This is a genomic window from Cytobacillus firmus NBRC 15306 (genome assembly GCF_001591465.1).
GTDB lineage: Bacteria > Bacillota > Bacilli > Bacillales > Cytobacillaceae > Cytobacillus > Cytobacillus firmus.
Genome location: NZ_BCUY01000073.1, coordinates 1 through 19,803, shown reverse-complemented (window position 1 = coordinate 19,803; position 19,803 = coordinate 1). Strand labels below are relative to the sequence as shown.

At 42.9% G+C, this 19,803-nt stretch carries 17 protein-coding genes; 4 read left to right on the top strand and 13 right to left on the bottom strand.

Features of this window, described 5'->3' with window-relative positions; translation table 11 throughout:
* Positions 1-45 precede the first annotated feature (45 nt).
* Positions 46-693: an acetoin utilization AcuB family protein gene (locus tag BFI01S_RS17015; protein WP_061793675.1), complete on the top strand. Its 648-nt coding sequence runs from the start codon at positions 46-48 to the stop codon at positions 691-693.
* Positions 690-1,862 carry an acetoin utilization protein AcuC gene (locus BFI01S_RS17010; protein ID WP_061793674.1) on the top strand — a complete coding sequence of 391 codons (1,173 nt, stop codon included), beginning with the start codon at positions 690-692 and terminating at the stop codon, positions 1,860-1,862. Before BFI01S_RS17015 ends, BFI01S_RS17010 begins: the two co-directional genes overlap by 4 nt.
* Before the next feature lie 79 nt (positions 1,863-1,941).
* Here the strand turns inward: BFI01S_RS17010 and motS are convergent, their stop codons facing one another.
* The 4 genes from motS to BFI01S_RS16990 form a co-directional block, all read right to left on the bottom strand.
* A complete protein-coding gene (gene motS / locus BFI01S_RS17005; protein WP_061793673.1) occupies positions 1,942-2,670 on the bottom strand; it encodes a flagellar motor protein MotS in 729 nt (242 codons plus the stop codon).
* Entirely contained in the window at positions 2,660-3,478 is an 819-nt protein-coding gene (gene motP / locus BFI01S_RS17000; protein WP_061793672.1) for a flagellar motor protein MotP, read from the bottom strand. The genes motS and motP overlap by 11 nt, the downstream gene beginning before the upstream one ends.
* Before the next feature lie 227 nt (positions 3,479-3,705).
* Positions 3,706-4,704 (bottom strand): catabolite control protein A, encoded by a 999-nt coding sequence (gene ccpA / locus BFI01S_RS16995; protein ID WP_061793671.1) that lies wholly within the window; start codon positions 4,702-4,704, stop codon positions 3,706-3,708.
* A 300-nt stretch (positions 4,705-5,004) separates the two neighbouring features.
* Positions 5,005-6,081: a bifunctional 3-deoxy-7-phosphoheptulonate synthase/chorismate mutase gene (locus BFI01S_RS16990; protein ID WP_035330346.1), complete on the bottom strand. Its 1,077-nt coding sequence runs from the start codon at positions 6,079-6,081 to the stop codon at positions 5,005-5,007.
* Positions 6,082-6,358: 277 nt separating this feature from the next.
* Between BFI01S_RS16990 and pilM the strand changes: the two genes are divergently transcribed.
* The gene (gene pilM / locus BFI01S_RS16985) at positions 6,359-8,536 is read left to right on the top strand and encodes a pilus assembly protein PilM (RefSeq protein ID WP_061793670.1); all 2,178 of its coding nucleotides are present in this window, start codon (positions 6,359-6,361) and stop codon (positions 8,534-8,536) included.
* Positions 8,537-8,564: 28 nt separating this feature from the next.
* Here the strand turns inward: pilM and ytxJ are convergent, their stop codons facing one another.
* From ytxJ to BFI01S_RS16970, 3 genes are all read right to left on the bottom strand, one after another.
* Positions 8,565-8,894 (bottom strand): bacillithiol system redox-active protein YtxJ, encoded by a 330-nt coding sequence (ytxJ, locus tag BFI01S_RS16980; RefSeq protein WP_061793669.1) that lies wholly within the window; start codon positions 8,892-8,894, stop codon positions 8,565-8,567.
* A 101-nt stretch (positions 8,895-8,995) separates the two neighbouring features.
* Positions 8,996-9,499: a YtxH domain-containing protein gene (locus tag BFI01S_RS16975; RefSeq protein ID WP_061793668.1), complete on the bottom strand. Its 504-nt coding sequence runs from the start codon at positions 9,497-9,499 to the stop codon at positions 8,996-8,998.
* A gap of 22 nt (positions 9,500-9,521) precedes the next feature.
* Positions 9,522-10,007 (bottom strand): DUF948 domain-containing protein, encoded by a 486-nt coding sequence (locus BFI01S_RS16970; RefSeq protein WP_061793667.1) that lies wholly within the window; start codon positions 10,005-10,007, stop codon positions 9,522-9,524.
* A 227-nt stretch (positions 10,008-10,234) separates the two neighbouring features.
* Here BFI01S_RS16970 and BFI01S_RS16965 point away from each other — a divergent pair, with 227 nt between their 5' ends.
* Positions 10,235-11,350: an aminopeptidase gene (locus BFI01S_RS16965; RefSeq protein WP_061793666.1), complete on the top strand. Its 1,116-nt coding sequence runs from the start codon at positions 10,235-10,237 to the stop codon at positions 11,348-11,350.
* Between the two features lie 60 nt (positions 11,351-11,410).
* On the opposite strand, the gene murC is transcribed toward BFI01S_RS16965, so the two are convergent.
* The 6 genes from murC to BFI01S_RS16935 form a co-directional block, all read right to left on the bottom strand.
* Positions 11,411-12,706 (bottom strand): UDP-N-acetylmuramate--L-alanine ligase, encoded by a 1,296-nt coding sequence (murC, locus tag BFI01S_RS16960; protein WP_061793665.1) that lies wholly within the window; start codon positions 12,704-12,706, stop codon positions 11,411-11,413.
* A gap of 336 nt (positions 12,707-13,042) precedes the next feature.
* Positions 13,043-14,140 carry a nicotinate phosphoribosyltransferase gene (locus BFI01S_RS16955; RefSeq protein WP_061793664.1) on the bottom strand — a complete coding sequence of 366 codons (1,098 nt, stop codon included), beginning with the start codon at positions 14,138-14,140 and terminating at the stop codon, positions 13,043-13,045.
* A 163-nt stretch (positions 14,141-14,303) separates the two neighbouring features.
* Positions 14,304-17,138 (bottom strand): DNA translocase FtsK, encoded by a 2,835-nt coding sequence (locus BFI01S_RS22625; protein ID WP_082804554.1) that lies wholly within the window; start codon positions 17,136-17,138, stop codon positions 14,304-14,306.
* A 350-nt stretch (positions 17,139-17,488) separates the two neighbouring features.
* Positions 17,489-18,289, bottom strand: coding sequence for a DUF1444 domain-containing protein (locus tag BFI01S_RS16945; protein WP_061793663.1), 801 nt, complete (start codon positions 18,287-18,289; stop codon positions 17,489-17,491).
* A gap of 100 nt (positions 18,290-18,389) precedes the next feature.
* Positions 18,390-18,707, bottom strand: coding sequence for a thioredoxin family protein (locus BFI01S_RS16940; protein WP_035330359.1), 318 nt, complete (start codon positions 18,705-18,707; stop codon positions 18,390-18,392).
* Positions 18,704-19,726: a PTS sugar transporter subunit IIC gene (locus BFI01S_RS16935; protein ID WP_061793662.1), complete on the bottom strand. Its 1,023-nt coding sequence runs from the start codon at positions 19,724-19,726 to the stop codon at positions 18,704-18,706. The genes BFI01S_RS16940 and BFI01S_RS16935 overlap by 4 nt, the downstream gene beginning before the upstream one ends.
* Positions 19,727-19,803 lie beyond the last annotated feature (77 nt).

Below are 19,803 nucleotides of genomic sequence, written 5' to 3'. Positions count from 1 at the left end.
AAACCCCCACTGATTGAAGTTTCACTTTATAAGGAGGCATTTAAAGTGATTGTTGAAGAAATTATGAAAACGGATGTCACGTCCTTGTCAAAAGGACACACTATTGCCGATGCCATAAGAATTATGAGCGAAAAAAGAATCCGGCATTTGCCAATAACAGATGAAGATGGCAGACTCCAGGGACTTGTAACAGATAGGGATATTCGGGACGCCACACCTTCTATTTTTCATACAGAACTGTTTAAGGAAGATCTGCAGAGACCGCTGAAAATGATTATGAAGACAGATATCATCACTGGTCATCCGCTTGATTTTGCTGAAGAAATTGCTGCGGTTTTTTATGAGCAGCGGATTGGCTGCCTTCCCATATTAAACGATAATAAGCTGGTTGGGATTGTCACAGAAACCGATTTGCTTCATACGTTAGTTCAATTGACGGGAGCTCATCAGCCAGGCTCGCAGATTGAAGTGAAGGTGCCGAACAAGGCGGGCATGCTGTTTGAAATTGCTGAAGTCATCTGCAAAAGGAAAGCAAATATCCAAAGTGTCCTTGTTTACCCTGACAAAACGGATGATAAATTCAAAATATTGGTGATAAGGGTACAGACAATGAATCCTACACTTGTAGTAGAAGAATTGAAAAAAGCAGGCCATCACGTTTTATGGCCAAATATGCCGGGGATTTCACTATGACACATGATTCAGTATTTGTTTATTCGGAAGACCTGCTGAATTGCAAATTCGGCAAAAATCATCCTTTTAATCAGATAAGGCTGAAGCTGACACTCGATTTGCTCAAAAATGTAAATGCCATCGATGACTGTCATATTATCCCGCCGCGCCAGGCTGCGGATGAAGAGCTTCATATGATCCATGATCCTGATTATGTAAATGCTGTCAAGCTTGCCGGCCGGGGACAGCTTCCGGAGGAATCATGCGAAAACTATGGTCTTGGAACAGAGGACACACCTGTTTTTCCCAATATGCACGAAGCGAGCTCTCTTTTAGTAGGAGGCACCCTGGCAGCCGTTGATGCCGTTATGAGCGGACGTGCTAAGCACGCACTGCACCTTGGCGGAGGCCTTCACCACGGTTTTCGGGGAAAAGCATCAGGATTTTGCATTTACAACGATAGCTCAGTAGCCATAAAGTACATGCAGGAGAAATATAAAGCCCGTATTCTGTATGTGGATACAGATGCTCATCATGGTGACGGTGTCCAATGGTCATTTTATGATGATCCGGATGTATGCACTTTATCAATTCATGAAACAGGCAGATACCTTTTTCCCGGTACCGGAAATGTCAATGAACGGGGACAAGGGAAAGGATATGGATTCTCTTTCAATATTCCCGTGGATGCGTTTACTGAAGACGATTCATGGCTGCATGCATACCGTACAGCTTTTCGGGAGGTTGCGGAGTTTTTCAAGCCTGATGTAATACTGACGCAAAATGGTGCTGATGCACATTATCTTGACCCTCTTACCCATTTATCATCTACTATTAAAATATATAGAGAAATTCCGAAATTGGCTCATGAAATTGCCCATGAATATTGTGGCGGGAGATGGATTGCAGTCGGCGGTGGCGGTTATGATATTTGGAGAGTTGTTCCCCGGGCATGGGCCATGATTTGGCTCGAAATGACTGAAAACTCTAACTGTTATGGCAATATCCCGGAGGAATGGATAAACAAGTGGAAAGAACACGCACCTGTGCCTCTTCCCCTTGAATGGGATGATCCGGCTGATTTATATAAGCCTATCCCCCGTAAAAGTGAAATTACTGAAAAAAATGCCCGGACAGTGGACAAGGTTCTTTATCCCATCCGGAACAAATCAATGACAGAGTCTATATAAGAAAAATGACTGGCCGGAAACATCCGGCTGCAATTTCTTCATGTAAATAAACAGGTCTGGCTAATGCCGGACCTGTTTATTAATTGTTCTCTTCATTAAATTTCGGATCAGAAATAATGATTTCAACACGCCTGTTTTTCTCCCAATTCTCCGGTCCGGAATTAGGAACGATGGGACGGGTTTCCCCGTAGCCGACAGCCATAAATCTGTGGCTGTCAAGTTTATGTCCTTCTGTTAAATATCTGATTACTGTACTGGCTCTGGCAGCAGATAACTCCCAATTGGATGGATATCTGTATGTAGTTATGGGCCGGTCATCAGTATGTCCTTCCACCTTCACCAGGTTGGGCATGTTTGCTAACAAGGTTCCTACTTTATCCAGGAAGGGGTATGAGCTGTCTATCAGACTGGCATCCCCCGATTCGAATAAAACCTGTTCCTGCAGGACGAGAACGACACCACGCTCCGTCCTGTTTGCCACTATAACCTCTTCTAAACCATTCACATCCAGAAACGACTGAATTTCCATCTGGAGCTCATCAAGAGAATCTGATTGCCCGCTGCCTTCTTTATCCGTATTTTCTTCCATTTCTCCCTGATTCTCCGCCGGAATGATGGACGGCTGGAAATCAAGCACCTGTCTGTCCCGGAAGGAGTCGGATATTGCCTGAAATTTCATTAAATCAATCTGTGACATTGAAAATAGCAGGATAAAGAAAACCAATATTAATGTGACGAGATCTGAAAAAGTCACCATCCAGCTCGGGGCACCTTTGGGAAGCTCAGGAGGTCTTCGCCTACGCCTCATGATCCAGCGCCTCCCCCGTGTTTACTGCCCTCTCAAGCTCTCTCCGTTCCTCAGAGGATAAAAAGGCGCTCAGCTTCTCCTCCAGAATTTTTGGATTTTGACCGGATTGAACACCGATGACCCCTTCAATAATGATCTCCTTTAGAAATACTTCCTTCTCTGTCTTTAAAGCCAGCTTTGCCGCCATCGGCAGAAAAATAAGATTGGCCAGAAGTGAGCCATATAATGTAGTCAATAAGGCAATGGCCATGTTTGGCCCAAGAGTGGAGGGATCATTTAAATTTTTCAGCATCAGAACCAGACCGATCAGGGTTCCTATCATTCCCCATGCCGGAGCATACTCACCCGCTCTTTCAAGAATGCTTCTGCCTTTTCTGTGTCTCTCTTCCATCGCCATTATTTCGGCATTCATAATGTCAGTAATGACATCCGGCTCTATACCATCCACAGCCAGATAAATGCCTTTCCGAATGAAAGAATCTTCGACTTTCTCGACTTCAGCCTCAAGCGACAACAGCCCTTCACGCCGGGCACGCTCAGAGAGTTTGACAAAAATTCCAATCAGCTCGCCAACGCTTTGTTCTTCACTGGAAAAAACCTGCTTAAAAACGGTGCCCATATTCCTGATATCTTTTAACGGAAAACTAACAAGCAGCCCGGCTATTAATCCGCCTAAAACAATAAGGATTGAAGAAGGGTCAACAAATGATAAAAACCCATCTGCCCCCCCATTCCACATAATCCCAAAAATGAGCATAGCCAGGCCCACCATTAACCCTGCAGGTGTTAACATATCGAACTTTCTCATACTCTCTCTCCCTGATCCGCTGCATTATCAAAAAGTAATTTGACAGAAAGAAACGCCTTTCATATTAAGGCGTTTTTCTTTCTTCCCTTGTCTAGCTGCAGCGCCTAGCCCCTCGGGTCACTTCGGTCCAGATGCTGAAGTCAAAGAACGACTTCAACTTCTGGCCCTACAGCGCTTGTCGGGGCTGGTCGAGGCGCTTCCGCTTTTCTTTTATATCGGCATGTTTCTTATTTTGTTGAGCTTCGTTCTTCAATTCGATGTGGAAGTACAACAATTTGCTCATCGACTGATTCTTTATTCATAAGTTTTGTAAGTAATCTCATGGCAACTGCACCGATATCATACAATGGCTGTACAACTGATGTCAGCTGAGGACGTACCATTAAAGTCAATCTGGTATTGTCTGAACTGATGACCTCAAAGTCTTTAGGAACATCATAGCCTTTATCTTCAGCACCATGGACGATTCCCAAAGCCATTTCATCAGATCCTGCAAAAATAGCGGTTGGGCGAGGTTCAGCCTCGAGCAGTTTTTCAAAGGCTTCTATACCTGAATCGTACGTATAATCTCCTTCAACCACCAATTCATCACGGAAGGATACTTCAGCTTCTTCCAATGCACGCTTATAGCCTGCAAGCTTCTTTTCCTGATTAATCGGCTCGCGGAGGGGTCCTACCACAAGAGCTACATCTTTATGGCCTTTTTCAATAAATGACTTTGTGACATCAAATGCTGCCTGTTCATAATTAATATTGACTGATGGAATTTTGCCCGTTTCTTCAATAGAACCGGCCAGTACGATCGGAACCGGAGACTTTTCAAACTCTTCTACAAGCTCGGACGTAATGTTGCCGCCCATGAAGACTATTCCATCCACCTGTTTCCCGAGCATAGTATTAAGCAAGTGCAGCTCTTTTTCGATATTCTGATCGGAGTTGCTGAGAATGATATTGTATTTATACATTGTCGCAATATCTTCTATGCCCCTTGCCAGTTCTGCAAAAAAGGTGCTCGAAATATCAGGAATGATCACACCGACTGTAGTGGTTTTTTTGCTTGCCAATCCTCTCGCAACCGCGTTGGGGCGGTATCCAAGCCGGTCAATGACTTCCATTACTTTTTTTCTTGTTGCGGGTTTAACATTCGGGTTGCCGTTTACAACACGAGAAACCGTTGCCATTGATACATTTGCTTCTCTTGCCACATCATATATTGTTACATTCATTACTGACACTCCTTCTTTAATTAGCGGTCACTTCTATTACTTTATATTTTACAGCAACACGACATAACCTACTCATTTTTTATCCTAATTTGCGAGTGGTTACACATGTACAATTATGTATCTAATCATACGACAGTCCAGGAATTGCCGCAATGTCAAGGCATATATTTCTGAAAAAAACTTAAAAGTTCACTTTACAAGCGAAAAAGAGCCCTCTGCAATTAGCAGAAGGGCTCTCCATATTTTGAATAGTTCCGCTGATGCCGAATCAGCATGCGCGAACGGCTCTTATCCCGATGGTCACACTCTCAGCAATGCTGAAGATTGAAGCTCAGACATAAAATGGTCAAATTGATTTAAATCCATTTGCTGTGCTGAATCTGAAAGGGCAACAGCCGGGTCAGGATGAACTTCTGCCATTACGCCATCTGCGCCGATTGCCAGCGCTGCTTTTGCTGCCGGAAGAAGCAAATCTCTGCGGCCTGTTGAATGTGTAACGTCAACAAGTACAGGCAAATGTGTTTCCTGCTTAAGGATTGGCACTGCCGAAATATCCAGTGTATTGCGTGTTGCCCGTTCGTAGGTGCGGATTCCGCGTTCACACAAGATGATCTGTCCGTTCCCCTGGGACATGATATATTCCGCTGCATTAATGAATTCTTCGATTGTAGCTGCAATTCCGCGCTTTAAAAGAACTGGCTTATTTACAGCACCCGCTGCTTTTAATAACTCGAAGTTTTGCATGTTTCTTGCACCAATTTGAATAACATCAATATAATTTACAGCTGTTTCAATATCATTAGGGCTTACAATTTCAGAAATAACTGCCAGATCGTATTCATCTGCCACTCTTTTTAAAATCTTCAGGCCTTCTAGGCCAAGACCCTGAAAATCATATGGCGATGTTCTTGGTTTATATGCTCCTCCGCGAAGAAGCTTAAGCCCTTTCGCTTTTACAGCTTCAGCAACCGTTGCTACCTGCTCATAAGATTCAACTGCACATGGGCCAAAAACAAGATGAGGATTGCCATCTCCTACTTTTTCACCTTTTAAGTCCACAATTGTGTTTTCAGGCTTCTTTTTGCGTGAAACAAGAAGCGCTTTTCTATGATCATCTTTTTGAAGTTCAAGGCCTGCTTTAAAAATCTCCTTGAACATATGCTCAATTGTTGAATTTTCAAAAGGACCGTCATTATGCTCTTTTATCAAATCAAGCATTTTGCGTTCCCGGACAGGATCATAACGATAAACCCCTTGTGTTTCCTTTACTCTTCCGATTTCTTGAACAAGTTCTGCTCTTTCATTGATTAAAGCTAAAAGCTGAAGATTCAGCTCATCCACTCGATCACGAAGTTTGTCTAGTTCATTATTGCTCATTTCCTGTCCCTTCCTTTCGATTCTCAATTTAAGCCGTGGCTGGTTTCAGGATCATGCACAAAGCCCGCATCTAAATGCGCACCGAGTTAAGCATTTCCATCTTTCTCTTTTACGGCCTCTGGATATGTGATACATTTTTTATAATTAGGGTTATTATATATGAATTATTCAGACATGTCACGAAAAATTTCTTTATTAATTAAACGCTTTTAAGTGGTAAAGCGATTTTAAGGCATAATTAAGCATTCTATGACATTATAAAAGAAGGTGTATTGCTTTGGACGAACAAAAAAAGCTTTTTGCACTGGATATCGGCACTCGCACGGTGGTCGGAATTATTTTGGAAGAAAACGGCGGCCAATACCATGTGAAAGACATCGTGATTAGGGAGCATGCAGAGAGGGCCATGCTCGACGGCCAAATCCATGATGTTCCGGCTGTTTCAAAAATTATAGCAGAAATCAGGGATGAACTTGAAGTGAAACACGGCCCATTAAATAAAGTTTGTGTAGCAGCGGCAGGCAGGGCTTTAAAAACGGAAAGATCTAAAACATCGATTACCATTAAAGGAAAACCGATGATGCAAAAGCAGGATATACTTCACCTTGAGTTAAGTGCGGTTCAGCAGGCGCAGGCAACCGCTGCAGAAAAACAGGCAACTGAAAAAAGCTATTATTACTATTGTGTTGGATATTCGGTTTTATACTATCGTCTTGATGGTGAAGAAATCGGCAGCCTGATTGATCAGCAGGGGGATGAAGCATCTGTCGAAATCATTGCTACCTTCCTGCCCAAGGTTGTAGTGGAATCACTCATCTCAGCTCTTCAAAGGGCTGGGCTGGAAATGGAAGCTTTAACACTGGAGCCAATCGCAGCCATTAATGTCCTTATCCCTCCTTCAATGAGAAGGCTGAATGTGGCACTTGTTGATATCGGTGCCGGAACATCCGATATTGCCATAACAGACTTGGGCACAGTTACTGCATTTGGAATGGTGCCAGTAGCAGGCGACGAGATCACCGAAGCCATCAGTGACCAGCTTCTGCTGGACTTCCCTCTAGCCGAAAAGGCAAAAAGAGACTTGCATGTATCCGATACGATTACTGTCACAGATATTCTTGGCTTCCAAGCAGAAATCAGCAGGGAAGAGACAATTGAAAAAATCTCTCCAGCACTTGAACGTTTGACAAATTCCATCTGCGAGGAAATATTGCGGCTGAATAACAGGCCCCCAAAAGCCGTCATGCTGGCAGGCGGCGGGAGCTTAACACCCGGACTTCCTGACAGGATAGCGAACAGACTGGGCCTTCCGGCAAACAGAGTTGCAATTAGGGGAATTGATGCTATCAGCGGGCTGAATTTACCGGATTATACAGACCGTGGCCCTGAGTTAGTTACCCCAATAGGAATCGCAATTGCCGCTAAAAAAGCACCGGTCCAATACTGTACTGTTTACGTCAACGATCAGCCTGTCCGGCTATTTGAGGTTAAAAACCTGACAGTCGGGGATTGTCTGCTGGCAGCAGGCATTAAAATGAATAAGCTTTACGGGAAACCCGGACTTGCCATGATTATCAATTTAAATGGGCAAAACATTACGATCCCTGGAAGCCATGGAGAAGCTCCTGTCATTACACGCAACAGCCTCTCAAGTGCTTTGGATGAAGAAATCAAATCAGGGGATATCATAACGGTTTCAAAAGGGCATGACGGATTGCCTGCTGAAGTTTGTATAAAGGATTTAATTGATGAAGTTCCGGAAAAGTCTATCACTATTAACGGAAGGCAGTACACAATTCATCCTGCCATTACCTGTAATGAAAAAGTCGTCTCCCTTGAGCAGATTCTTGCTGATCGGGATAAAGTAGAGTGCAGGGTCCCGGAAACAGCTGAAGAAATCTTAACAATTTTAAATCTAAATAATTTATTAGCCGAGCTTAAGCCATTTCGAATCAGCATTAACGAAAAAGAGACTTTCCTCCCGCGCCATTCCGGAAAGCTTTATAAAAACGGCCTTGAGGCGAATCATCATAGCATTGTAGATGATGGTGACAATCTGCGAATTGAAAAAAGAAGCACACTAACAGTAAAGGAACTAGCAGAAATTAAGCAGCTGGCACTTCAGGAGAGCATCCCGGTCATTTTTAACGGCATGAAGATAGAGCTGTCCAGAGGGATTCTCGAATTTCAGAGAGAAGGAGCTGTCCTCACGGAAGATGACGAGATTTCTGCTGGGGATGCGATTACAATCCTGAAAAAAACAAGGTCCCCCTTTATTTTTCAGGATATATTCAGCCATGTTAATGTTGATATGCCTGCTTCCTCTTCCGGAGGCTTTGTACTTTTGAAAAATGGGGAAAAAACATCTTTTCATGAATCTGTAGAGCCTGGTGATCACCTTAAAATTGTGTGGCCTGCCATAAATAATAAGAATTCAACTATTAAGTACAGCTAAAAATTAAACCCATCCGATTGGATGGGTTTTATCTGTTTTCCTTCACAGCATTCAAAAGGGAGTCATATGTAATCTTCCAATGTGATGCATGCCATACAACATCTCCATTATTAAACAGAATTGCCTGAGGCGACTCATGTTTAATATGAAAAGCTTCTGCAATGTGATTGGACAAAGGGCGATCTTCCTGAACAACTAAGTAATAAGCATTTACATCTGTATGCTCTTTTACAAAGCTTTCATATTCTTCATAAGCTGCACCGCTCACAGGGCATGTGGAACTGTGTTTTAAAAGCAGCAGCTGCTCTCCTGATTCTACCGCTTGATCAAATGCTTCATGACTATCAAATTTATTCATTATTCTTGCCTCCCTAACTAAGCCAGGCAAAGCCTCGCTCTTTTAAAATTAAACAACGGTGAAGTAATCGTACCACTTCACCGTTGTTTAAACAAATAATATTAATTATACTTTTGCTCGGTTTCGTCAAAAGCTTTTTTCGTTTCTTCCAGCTTCATTTGGATCTCTGCATCATTGACTGGCGCGTTTCCTTCAGTCTGGAATGTTTCGTTATTGATAGCTTCACCCTCTTCTTCGGATGTGCCGTTTACAGAAGCTTGTCCATTTTGATAGTCTTTTATGTTTTTCACTTTATTTACAAGCTCATTGGATTGCTTCGTCACTGTTTGAGTTAACACACTTGTTTTCTCTTTTGCAGCATTAGCCAGTTCAGTGCCTTTTGTCATAGCTGTTTCGCGGTACTGACCTGATTTTTCTTTTAAGATGGCCGCTTTTTCGCTTAAATCGCTTTGAAGCTCTTTTCCTGATTTTGGAGCCAGGAACAATGCTGTAGCTGCGCCAACCATGCCTCCTATAAGAGCACCAATCATAAAATCTTTCGTATTGATATTTTCCTCTGTTTTTACCTGGTTTGAATCAAATTGAGTACGGTCTTGGCTATTCATTCTCTGTTTTCCTCCTCTAATTCTAGTATCTTGCTCTTTCTCTCTGGCGTTCGGGCGGAAGCATTTGTTTCTCGCCTGCATTGTACTGATAAGGGTCTTCTTTTCTCATTTTCCACTTATCCTTGATTTCGAGGAGAACATTGCTCCACTGAACCACCTGTGAGATTTTATCTTTATTCTGTTCAAGCTGTGTGTTAACAGAAGATGTGATGTTCTGAATGGATCCATTAAATTTGCGGACAGAGTCACCAACTTCTTTTACCGCAGTTACGACACTGTTCAGATTTTCAGACTTCTGCTGAAAATCTGTTGCCAGTGAATTTGTTTTGTGCAGCAGGACTGTTGTTTCCTTCGTGACACCGTCTAACTGCCTTTCAAGACCTGCCAATGTGTGTGAAACGTTATCTAATGTCCCTTGCAAGGATTTTAATGTTTTTGCCAAATAAATGACCAAAACAAGGAATGCAATCGCAATGACTGCTACACTTAAGTATAAAATTATTTCCAATTCCTACACCTCCGGTTTTCTGTATATTAACTTTTTACCCAGATGCACTGCCTCTAAACCAGGAGTACATTAATAGATTCAACTTGTAAAGTCCAAATTCCTTCTCATACGGGTATTTTCATCAGTTAAAGTAAATATTAGCATAATTGGAAAAGGTTAAACAAAACCATTCATTTCGGTTACAATAATAGTTGTCGGAAAAATAAATTTAATGGAGGTATATATCCATGAAAGATCCCCGTATTGAAAAACTCGCGAAAAATTTGATTAACTATTCAGTCCGTCTTCAGAAAGGCGAGAAAATCCTTATCGAAAACTTCGGACTGCAGAAAGAATTGGTGACGGCACTGGTTAAGGAAGCATACGCAGCTGGAGGATATCCGTTTGTATCATTAAAAGATCATCAGGTGGATCGTTCCCTGCTATTAGGAGCACAAGAAGAGCAATTCAATATGATGGCTGAATTTGAAGCAAATGTTATGAGCAAAATGGATGCATACATAGGACTGCGCTCCGGAGACAACATCAATGAGCAGGCTGATGTGCCGGATGATAAAATGAAAATCCATGGTTCAACAATTGGACAAAAGGTACATAGAGAAATCCGCGTGCCAAAAACGAAGTGGGTGGTCCTGCGCTATCCTAATGCTTCCATGGCCCAGCTGGCTAAAATGAGCACAGAGGCATTTGAAGATTTCTATTTTGATGTCTGCAATTTGGATTACGGCAAGATGGATAAAGCGATGGACAGTCTTGTGGAATTAATGAATAAAACCGATAAAGTCCGAATCACTGGTCCTGGTACAGACCTTTCCTTCTCGATTAAGGATATTCCGGCAATCAAATGCTCCGGCCAGATGAATATCCCTGATGGAGAGGTTTATACTGCCCCTGTACGTGAGTCTGTGAACGGCGTTATCACTTATAACACACCATCCCCATACCATGGTTTTACATTCGAAAATGTCAAGCTGACATTTAAAGACGGTAAAATTGTTGAAGCGGAAGCCAATGACAGCGAACGCATCAATAAAATCTTTGATACGGATGAAGGTGCACGCTATATTGGTGAATTCGCCATTGGAGTTAACCCGTACATTCTTCATCCGATGCAGGATATTCTGTTCGATGAGAAAATTGATGGAAGTTTCCACTTTACACCGGGACAATGCTATGACGAAGCGTATAATGGCAATAAATCCAACATCCACTGGGATATGGTCAACATCCAGCGCCCTGACTATGGCGGGGGCGAAATCTACTTTGATGATGTATTAATCCGTAAAGACGGACGATTTGTCATTGCTGAACTGGAAGCGTTAAATCCAGAGAACTTAAAATAGGAGTCAGAATTCTATGTAAAAAAAGGATGCTTCCTGAGCGGAGCACCCTTTTTGTGTGAATTATATTTGATTTTCGTATGCCTGCTGGAATTTTTGGATATCACCGGCACCCATAAACATAATTACACTTTCTTCATGATTCCTTAAGACAGCCGTTTCTTCCTCATTTAGAATTTGTGCATTTGGAATTTTATCCTTTAAGTCATTAATCGTGAGTTTTCCATGGTTTTCCCGGGCAGAGCCAAAGATTTCGCAAAGATAAACTTTGTCAGCCAAATTGAGGCTTGATGCAAAATCCTCAAGAAATGCCTGAGTCCTCGTAAATGTATGAGGCTGGAAAACGGCGACAACTTCCTTTTCCGGATACTTTTGTCTGGCTGCTTCTACGGTTGCCTTAATTTCTGTCGGATGGTGGGCATAATCATCAATAATTACCTGAGAGCCCACTTTCTTCTCGGAAAATCTTCTTTTCACCCCTTCAAAGGAAAGAAGCTGTTCCTGAACAATCTTCGCATCGATCTCTTCATAGTGACATAAAGCGATGACAGCTAAAGAGTTCAAGACGTTATGATCTCCATAGGCGGCAATTGAGAACGTCTCATAGAAGGTATTGCGGACAAAAACGTCAAATGTTGTCCCTTCAGTCGTCTTCACAACATTGCGTGCCTGGAAATCATTTTCTTCTCCGAAACCGTAAAATACGACAGGCACTTTAGCCTGTATTTTTTGCAGCTGTTCGTCATCACCGCATGCAAAAATGCCCTTATTCACTTGCCAAGACATCTCCTGAAAAGCAGAGAATACATCTTCAACATTGGCAAAGTAGTCAGGGTGGTCGAAATCAATGTTCGTCATTATCGCATAATCCGGGTAGTAAGAAAGGAAGTGTCTTCTGTATTCGCAAGCTTCAAAAACAAAATACTCAGCTTCTTCGTCCCCTTTGCCCGTACCGTCTCCAATGAGGAATGAAGTTGGTTTTGCACCTCTCATAACATGTGCAAGCAAGCCTGTAGTGGATGTTTTTCCATGTGCCCCTGTCACTGCAATGCTTGTGAAATTCTTCATAAAATCACCTAAGAAGCGGTGATAGCGCACAACAGGCAAGCCAAGCTTCATTGCTTCCTCAATCTCTTCATGCGTGTCCGGATATGCATTCCCGGCGATTACCGTCATGCCCGGCTGTATATTTTCCTTTTGAAAGGGAAGGATCTTTATTCCGGATTTTTCAAGTGCCACCTGCGTAAAAAAGTGTTTCTCAAAATCGGAGCCTTGAACCTGATAGTTCATATCATGCAGAACTTGTGCCAATGCACTCATTCCGGACCCCTTAATACCTACGAAATGGTAAATAGTCATATAAAGAACCTCCAACCATCGTATATCTGTAAAACAGTATATGACATATATCTAGTTTTGCGCATATCCCCTTAGAAGACATGCTTCCATGACTTTGCTGCTAAGCTATTCCGCTGTCATTTATATTAACTTACACTTTAATATATTGAATCATTATATCATTAATCGATTTTAAAAACTATGTAACGTATTGCCAGCTATTTATTCCCTAAACATTACATATAAACATTGGATATCAGGAAGGCTCTCTATTCCCGCCCTGGAGCTGTTTAGCTTTACGAGAAGAATGCAAACCCAGAAGTGAGCCTTCCATATCCATTTAGGAGTATTGCTCTGTTATTCAACCATTTCAAGGCGGGGATTGGGGCGGTAACGGCGTCCTGCCTTGGCTGCATGCTTGCCGTCTATCATCACATTATCCCCCGTGAACCCAGTAGTGATCTTCAGAAGGCTGCTTCCCACCCCATAAGTATCAACTGGAACACCTTTTTCTTCAAAATCACGGATTCGTGATTCGGTGAAACCTCCGCTCACCACAATCTTCACATGGCCAAAACCTTCATCATCAAGCGCTTTTCTTAAAGCAAAAATCAGTTCAGCATTGACTCCCCGCGGGTCAAATGTCCCCAGGACATGCTGATTTCTTAAGAAATATTGATCAATCATTGTTCTGGATGTGTCAACCCGGACACCTTTAAGCTCATCGCCAAATGCCCTTGCGACTTTCAGGGAGTCAGTGATTGCATCATTGTTATAATCTGCCAGAGCAACTAAATCGTCTTCAGGAAACGTCTCCTGATAAGCTTCAGCAGCCGCGACGATATCTCCCTCAAACATTTGAATCAGTGCATGCGGCATTGTCCCCATGCCCTTTTTGCCCCACCATTCGTTCATGGCATGTGTAGCCTGGGCTGTTGCACCCCCAATATAGGCTGCATATCCATCACCCGCCTGGGTGGTATAATGATCATCCCGGTCCCCCATGAATATAACCTGTTTTTGAACACCGGAAACTCCTGCTGCTTTTACCACATTATAGACATTTGTGGCAACCGAAGTTCTTCTGGCCAATATGCCGTCAATGATTCCTTCTAGATAGCCGAAATCCTGATATCTTCCAGTTATGGTCATTACTGTTTCAAAGGGTGAGATCTTGTCACCATCTTTTAATGAATGGATTTCCAGATCATCCGGACGGTCCGCAAATGTTTTTAATAGCGCAATGACTTCATCCGTACCGCATAGAACGGCATGATTCTTTTGAAAAAACTGCATGGTTACAATTTTATCAACGTGAAATTTCTTAACAATTTCTCTGGTCTTTAGGAAGTAAACCGCTGAAAACCAGCCATCTCTTAAACGTTCATCAAATTTAAAAGTCTGGTTTGTCAGACGCTTTATTTCTCCCTTAACCTTCATTTCAATTTCCTTCATCCCAAGCTCCTTACAAACATGAAAGAAAGCAGGTTTGCCTGCAGACTTGGCGTTGCAAGGAGCAGGCCTCTAAGCCGGCAGGACGCCAGCTTATGAATGCTTTCTTCGTTATCGTAGTAGTTATTCATATTATTTTAAACATGCAAGTAAAGAATACCATGGATTAATTTAATGTACTAGTGTCTTGTATGGATTCAAGATCAGCTGCAGTAATTAGCACATCCCTCGGTTTGCTTCCTCTATTTTCTGAAATGAACCCTTGTTTTTCCATCATATCAATCAGCCTGGCTGCCCTATTATAGCCTATTTTAAATCTTCTTTGCAGACTTGAAGTGGAAGCAGAGCCCTGATCAACAACAAACTCGCATGCTTCGAAAAACAGTTCATCCTCTTCTTCAATGGCTTGGGCTTTTTTCAGAAGTTCTTCCTGCTCAAATAGGTAATCAGGTTCTTGTTCCCTGCGTACATGGGCTACTACATCATCAATTTCTTTGTCTGAAACAAATGTCCCCTGGAGTCTAACGGGCTTTGAGGATCCATTTTCAAGGAAAAGCATATCTCCCCGGCCCAGGAGCTTTTCCGCTCCGCTTATATCGATGATTGTTCTTGAATCAATTTGTGATGACACAGAGAATGCAATCCTTGTTGGTACATTCGCTTTGATTAAGCCGGTAATAACATCTACGGAAGGCCGCTGGGTTGCGATAATCAGATGCATTCCGCATGCACGGGCTTTCTGTGCTATCCGGCAAATGGCTTCTTCCACGTCGGCCGGCGCCATCATCATCAGATCTGCCAGCTCATCAATCACAATGACCATAAATGGAAGCTTCTCTGAATATTGCTGATGCTCTTCTGCCAGCTCATTAAAACGGTTTATATCCCGCACACCGGCATGGGCAAATAATTCATATCTGCGCTCCATTTCCTCTACAGCCCACTTCAAGGCAGCTGTTGCTGCTTTTACATCGGTAATAACCGGGCTGACCAAATGAGGAATTCGATTATATGGTGCAAGTTCGACCATTTTCGGGTCAATCAGAAGAAGCTTTAGTTCATCCGGACTCGCCTTATACAAAAGGCTTACCAGGATCGTGTTGATACAGACGCTCTTCCCTGATCCCGTTGCACCGGCAATTAAACCGTGCGGCATTTTCCTTAAATCCGTAACTATCGGCTTTCCTGAGATATCCAGCCCAAGCACAGCCGTCAATGGGGAGCTGCCATTCTGGAACACCGGTGTGTTTATGATCTCACTGATAAATACCGGACGGCTGCTCTGGTTTGGAACCTCAATGCCGATTGTATGCTTTCCTGGTATTGGTGCCTCGATCCTGATATCCCTTGCTGCCAGACTAAGCTTTATATCATCCGAGAGGTTCGTGATTTTATTCACCTTGACCCCTGGTTCAGGCTGCACTTCAAATCTTGTGACAGAAGGTCCTTGGGTAACATTGACTACCCTGGCCCTGACATTGAAATTCTGCAGGGTGGAGTTTAACATCTGTTCCTGTTCGTAAAGCCAATCAGAAGCTTCATCCATGATTACCGGCGGTGTCAGTAATGTCCGGGAAGGAAATTGGTAATAAGAAATGTCATCTTCCGCCCGATATATCTGCTGTGCCTTCATTCTGTCCGATTCCGGTGAAGGCGAATAATCCTCAATACTTTCTGCTGAAGCAGCAGACTCCTGGATGCTTTCAGATGGAAACATCGCGATATTACTTTTTTTTTCATCTGCCGGCTTTGGTACTTTCATCTGCTGGTTCAATTTTTTTCTGTCATTGTTCAGCATAATGACATTGAATGGGATTGACCCTCTGGAAGAAGGCTTTTCTTCTTGAACATTTTTTTTCTGCACTGGATTTGACACATCTTCATTCTCTGATTCTATGTTTATATCCTGATTTAATTGACTTTCCTCTGTGCCCTCTTCAGCCTCTGGTTCAGGGATCATATGAGAACTCAAATCAGCCTGTCCTGAAAGTTCTTCTGTGTATTCTCCTGTTTCTTCTTCTTTTTCTTCTTCATGAAGTGCCTCTTCAATCATGTTTGCGAGTGATCTGCTGATTTCAGATTTTTTTTCATGATCAATGCTCTCTTCATGGTTTGAAAACTCATTGCCGGCTGGTTTGGAAGAACCAGGATGGCTGACAGGTTCCGGCTGATCCCGCCATGCTGCATGTGTTTCCACTTCATAAGATTCTGTTTCTTGGTTTTTCTCCGGAACTTCAAACATTAATTCAGATGCTTCACCTATTTTATATTTTTTTGCAGCCGATTCCTCTGTTTCCAGTGCAGCAGCCTGTCCCTGGAAAGCTTCCAGCTTATCGGCAAGGACGGTTTCTCTTCCTTTTAATGAATCAGCCGCAGTCATCTTCGGCCGCTTAGGAGGAGTCTGCTGAATTTTGCGCATAACCTCATCGTATGTAAGTTCCCTGCGGTTATTTTCCTGTTCCTTCTCTGATTGATCCTTGGGAGTGTTTGAACCCGGTCTCTTAAATCCATATATCGGAGATGGAATTTCTGTTGGCTGGAAAGGCCTTTTCTTCTTGGCTGCTTCTCTTTCGTTGCGGGTCAGTATTTTTTCTTCACTTGCAGGTGATGGCACAGTCTTTCTTTTCCGCTCTCTTTCTGCGGAACGGGGCATCCCTTTTTCATGGAATGGAGAATCCGCTGGTTTTCTCTGCCGCTCCGTTTCTCTTCCCCTTGGCTGCCGTTTTTCAGGTGTTTCTTTCACCGTCTGCCCGCGGGAATGATCCTGTTTTTGCTGCCTCTTATTTTCCCGTGCTGCTTCATGGTCAGGTATGACCGGAAAACGGAATTGGCCTTTAGGGTATTGATACACTACTTTAGCATCTACATCTCTTGAACTTTCTTTTGTACTTTGAGAAGCAGGCTGTTTCTCATGGTTTCGCTCATCCGCATATTCTTCAAATTCCTCATATTCTTCATCATTATCTTTAAACATATGGAACAGCTTCTTTAACCAGCTCATTTATATCAACTCTTTCTATCAAAAACTTTGGTAGACTATCTATATTATTTTAGCAGTTATTCACAGATTTTGAATAAGAAATCCGAGAATGAGTCCTTTTAAAGGCAGAATGGGTAAATTTACAAACAAATGAAAGGCTGCAGACATACTTTCGACTCAGAGGAGTTAAAAGATTCATTTGTACAGACATCTGACTTTTTTCACAGTACTGTTTTAATTTTTAATAGAAATAATTGATTGTTATATGATTCGAAAATAATTGATCACTCCTGGGGGTTTATTTCCCCTTTTTCAGAATGGGTCAGCACGTTTAACAAAAAAAGGACCACGGTTGCTGTGATCCTAAAAAGCTATTTCTTTTTATTCTTACCCAAAATAAATATTGGTTCAAACTCTCCATTCTCGTATAGAAATGAAAGGGAAGTAATGGGCACTCTGCCGCTCGCAAAGAAACTCATAGTCATCTGGGCGAGAACGTCATAGCCTGTTTCATTTTTAATATCAGCAATGATTAATACATCCTGATGCGGAACTGCCACTGCCATGGTTCCTTCTGCTTGCCTGCTCATTTCTTTGATGAACGAATCATTCAGTATTCTGCTTGCATCATATCCATCATTCTTATTTAAGAAATAGAAAGTATTGCCTGCTACAGTATCTGATTTCAGATCTGTAGAGAGAGATCTTACATTAAAAAGAGCCGTTTCTTTAATTCTTTCCGGATCCCATCCCTCTTTTTCCATTAGCTGTGCATCAATAAGACGATACGTTTTACCTAGGTCAAGGGCATAATAGATCCGGGTTTCAGCCGTGTGTTCATCTGTCAGAAAAGGAACGCCTTCCTGTGATTCACCTGGAAAAGAGGTGGATCGGATGACCGGAAAAATGTTTCTTTCATGCCCGGACAAATGGGCATCCTCCGCCATTGCTTCTAATCCTTCCTCCACATAATATACGACCTCGTCAATTGCTTTCTCCTTATGCTCCTGCCATTTAGCAATTATGCCCGGAAGAGTGATGGTAATCCCTTTTCTAGTCTCTCTATTTTCAATTCTGAGCTGGTCTTTTTCCCTGTCAAAAGAAAAAATCCGATTCTCTTTTGCTAAGCGCTGCTCCAATTCATTTCTCATCTTTCTGCTATCCATTTTCATATATAAGCCCCTCCTTATGGGGATTTCATTTCAGATTCATTTTACACTAATAAACCCTCCTGCTCAAAAGAGATGCAGGAGGGTCTAAAAGCGGAAGCGCCTAGTTTTCCAGAGTTTGAATAAAGTTCTCGATTTCTTCCTGTGTTTTGCGGTCTTTACTGACAAAGCGGCCGAGCTCCTGGCCATCCCTGTATCCAATGAAGCTCGGAATGCCAAAGACATCAAGTTCAATGCAAAGATCAATGAATTGATCGCGGTCTACATAAACGAAATTATAATCACTATATTTTGCTTCAATTTCAGGCAATATTGGTTCAATCACCCGGCAATCAGGACACCAGTCTGCTGAAAACATGAAAATGTGTTTCCCGCTGCTGCGCATCTCGTTAAATTGCTCTGCTGATTCCAATTTTTTCATTTTCTTTCGCCCCCTGTGCTGATATGCATGTCTCCATATTGGATCCAGCCTTTTTTCCTCATATATTCAGATAATATCAGGCTGATGAGAGCGGGTCCAATAATATGCATGACGATGACCTTCATCCAAACGTCCGGGCCAAAGCCCATCGTGGTAAAAGTCATAATCTGGCCAACAAGCCCGCTTGTACCCATCCCCGCCCCTGCAGCATTGTTCTCCATTAGCCAGATGGTCGTGCCAAACGGTGCGAGGATCGCTCCTGCGATTGTAGGCGGAATAAGAATGCGCGGGTTTCTGATAATATTAGGTACCTGCAGCATGGATGTTCCAATTCCTATCGCAATTAAACCGCCCATTTTATTTTCCCTGTAGCTGCTCACAGCGAAGCCGACCATTTGTGCTGCACAGCCAATCGTGGCAGCTCCTGCTGCAACTCCGTGCAGATCAAGCATAAGCGCTATGGCAGCTGAAGAGATGGGAGCCGTCAAGGCAAGCCCCATTAATACCGCCACAATGATGCCCATGAGGATCGGCCTTTGCTCGGTTCCCCACATGATCAGACTGCCAAAGCTTTTCATTCCAAAATCAATTCCGGGACCAATAAATGTTGATACGACATAACCCGATGCAATGGTTACAAGCGGTGTTACAATGATATCCACTTTTGTTTCCTTACTGACCAATTTTCCAAGTTCTGTGGAAATAAGGGCTGCAGCGAAGCTCCCTGCCGGACCCCCAAGAGCCGCACCGGCAGCACCGCTTGCTATGGCTGAAAAGACTACCAGCGGCGGAGCATTCAGTCCGTATGCAACTGCCACTCCAATAGCAGGGCCCATCAGACTCATAGCAAGGATGCCCATATCCTGCAAATATTTGATATCAGTCTGTTCGCCAATTGTCTTGATAATCAGCCCGATGATCAGCGAAGCAAACAATCCCAGCGCCATGCTGCTCAGTGCATCTATAAAATAAACTTTAGCTGAAAGGGTAACCCCTTTTCGATTCAGGAAAGCTCTCATAATTTTCCCCCTATGTAAAAGTTCTGCATTTATCGCAGTCTAACGGGCAGTAAGACCCCCACTTCAAGACTCAGAGG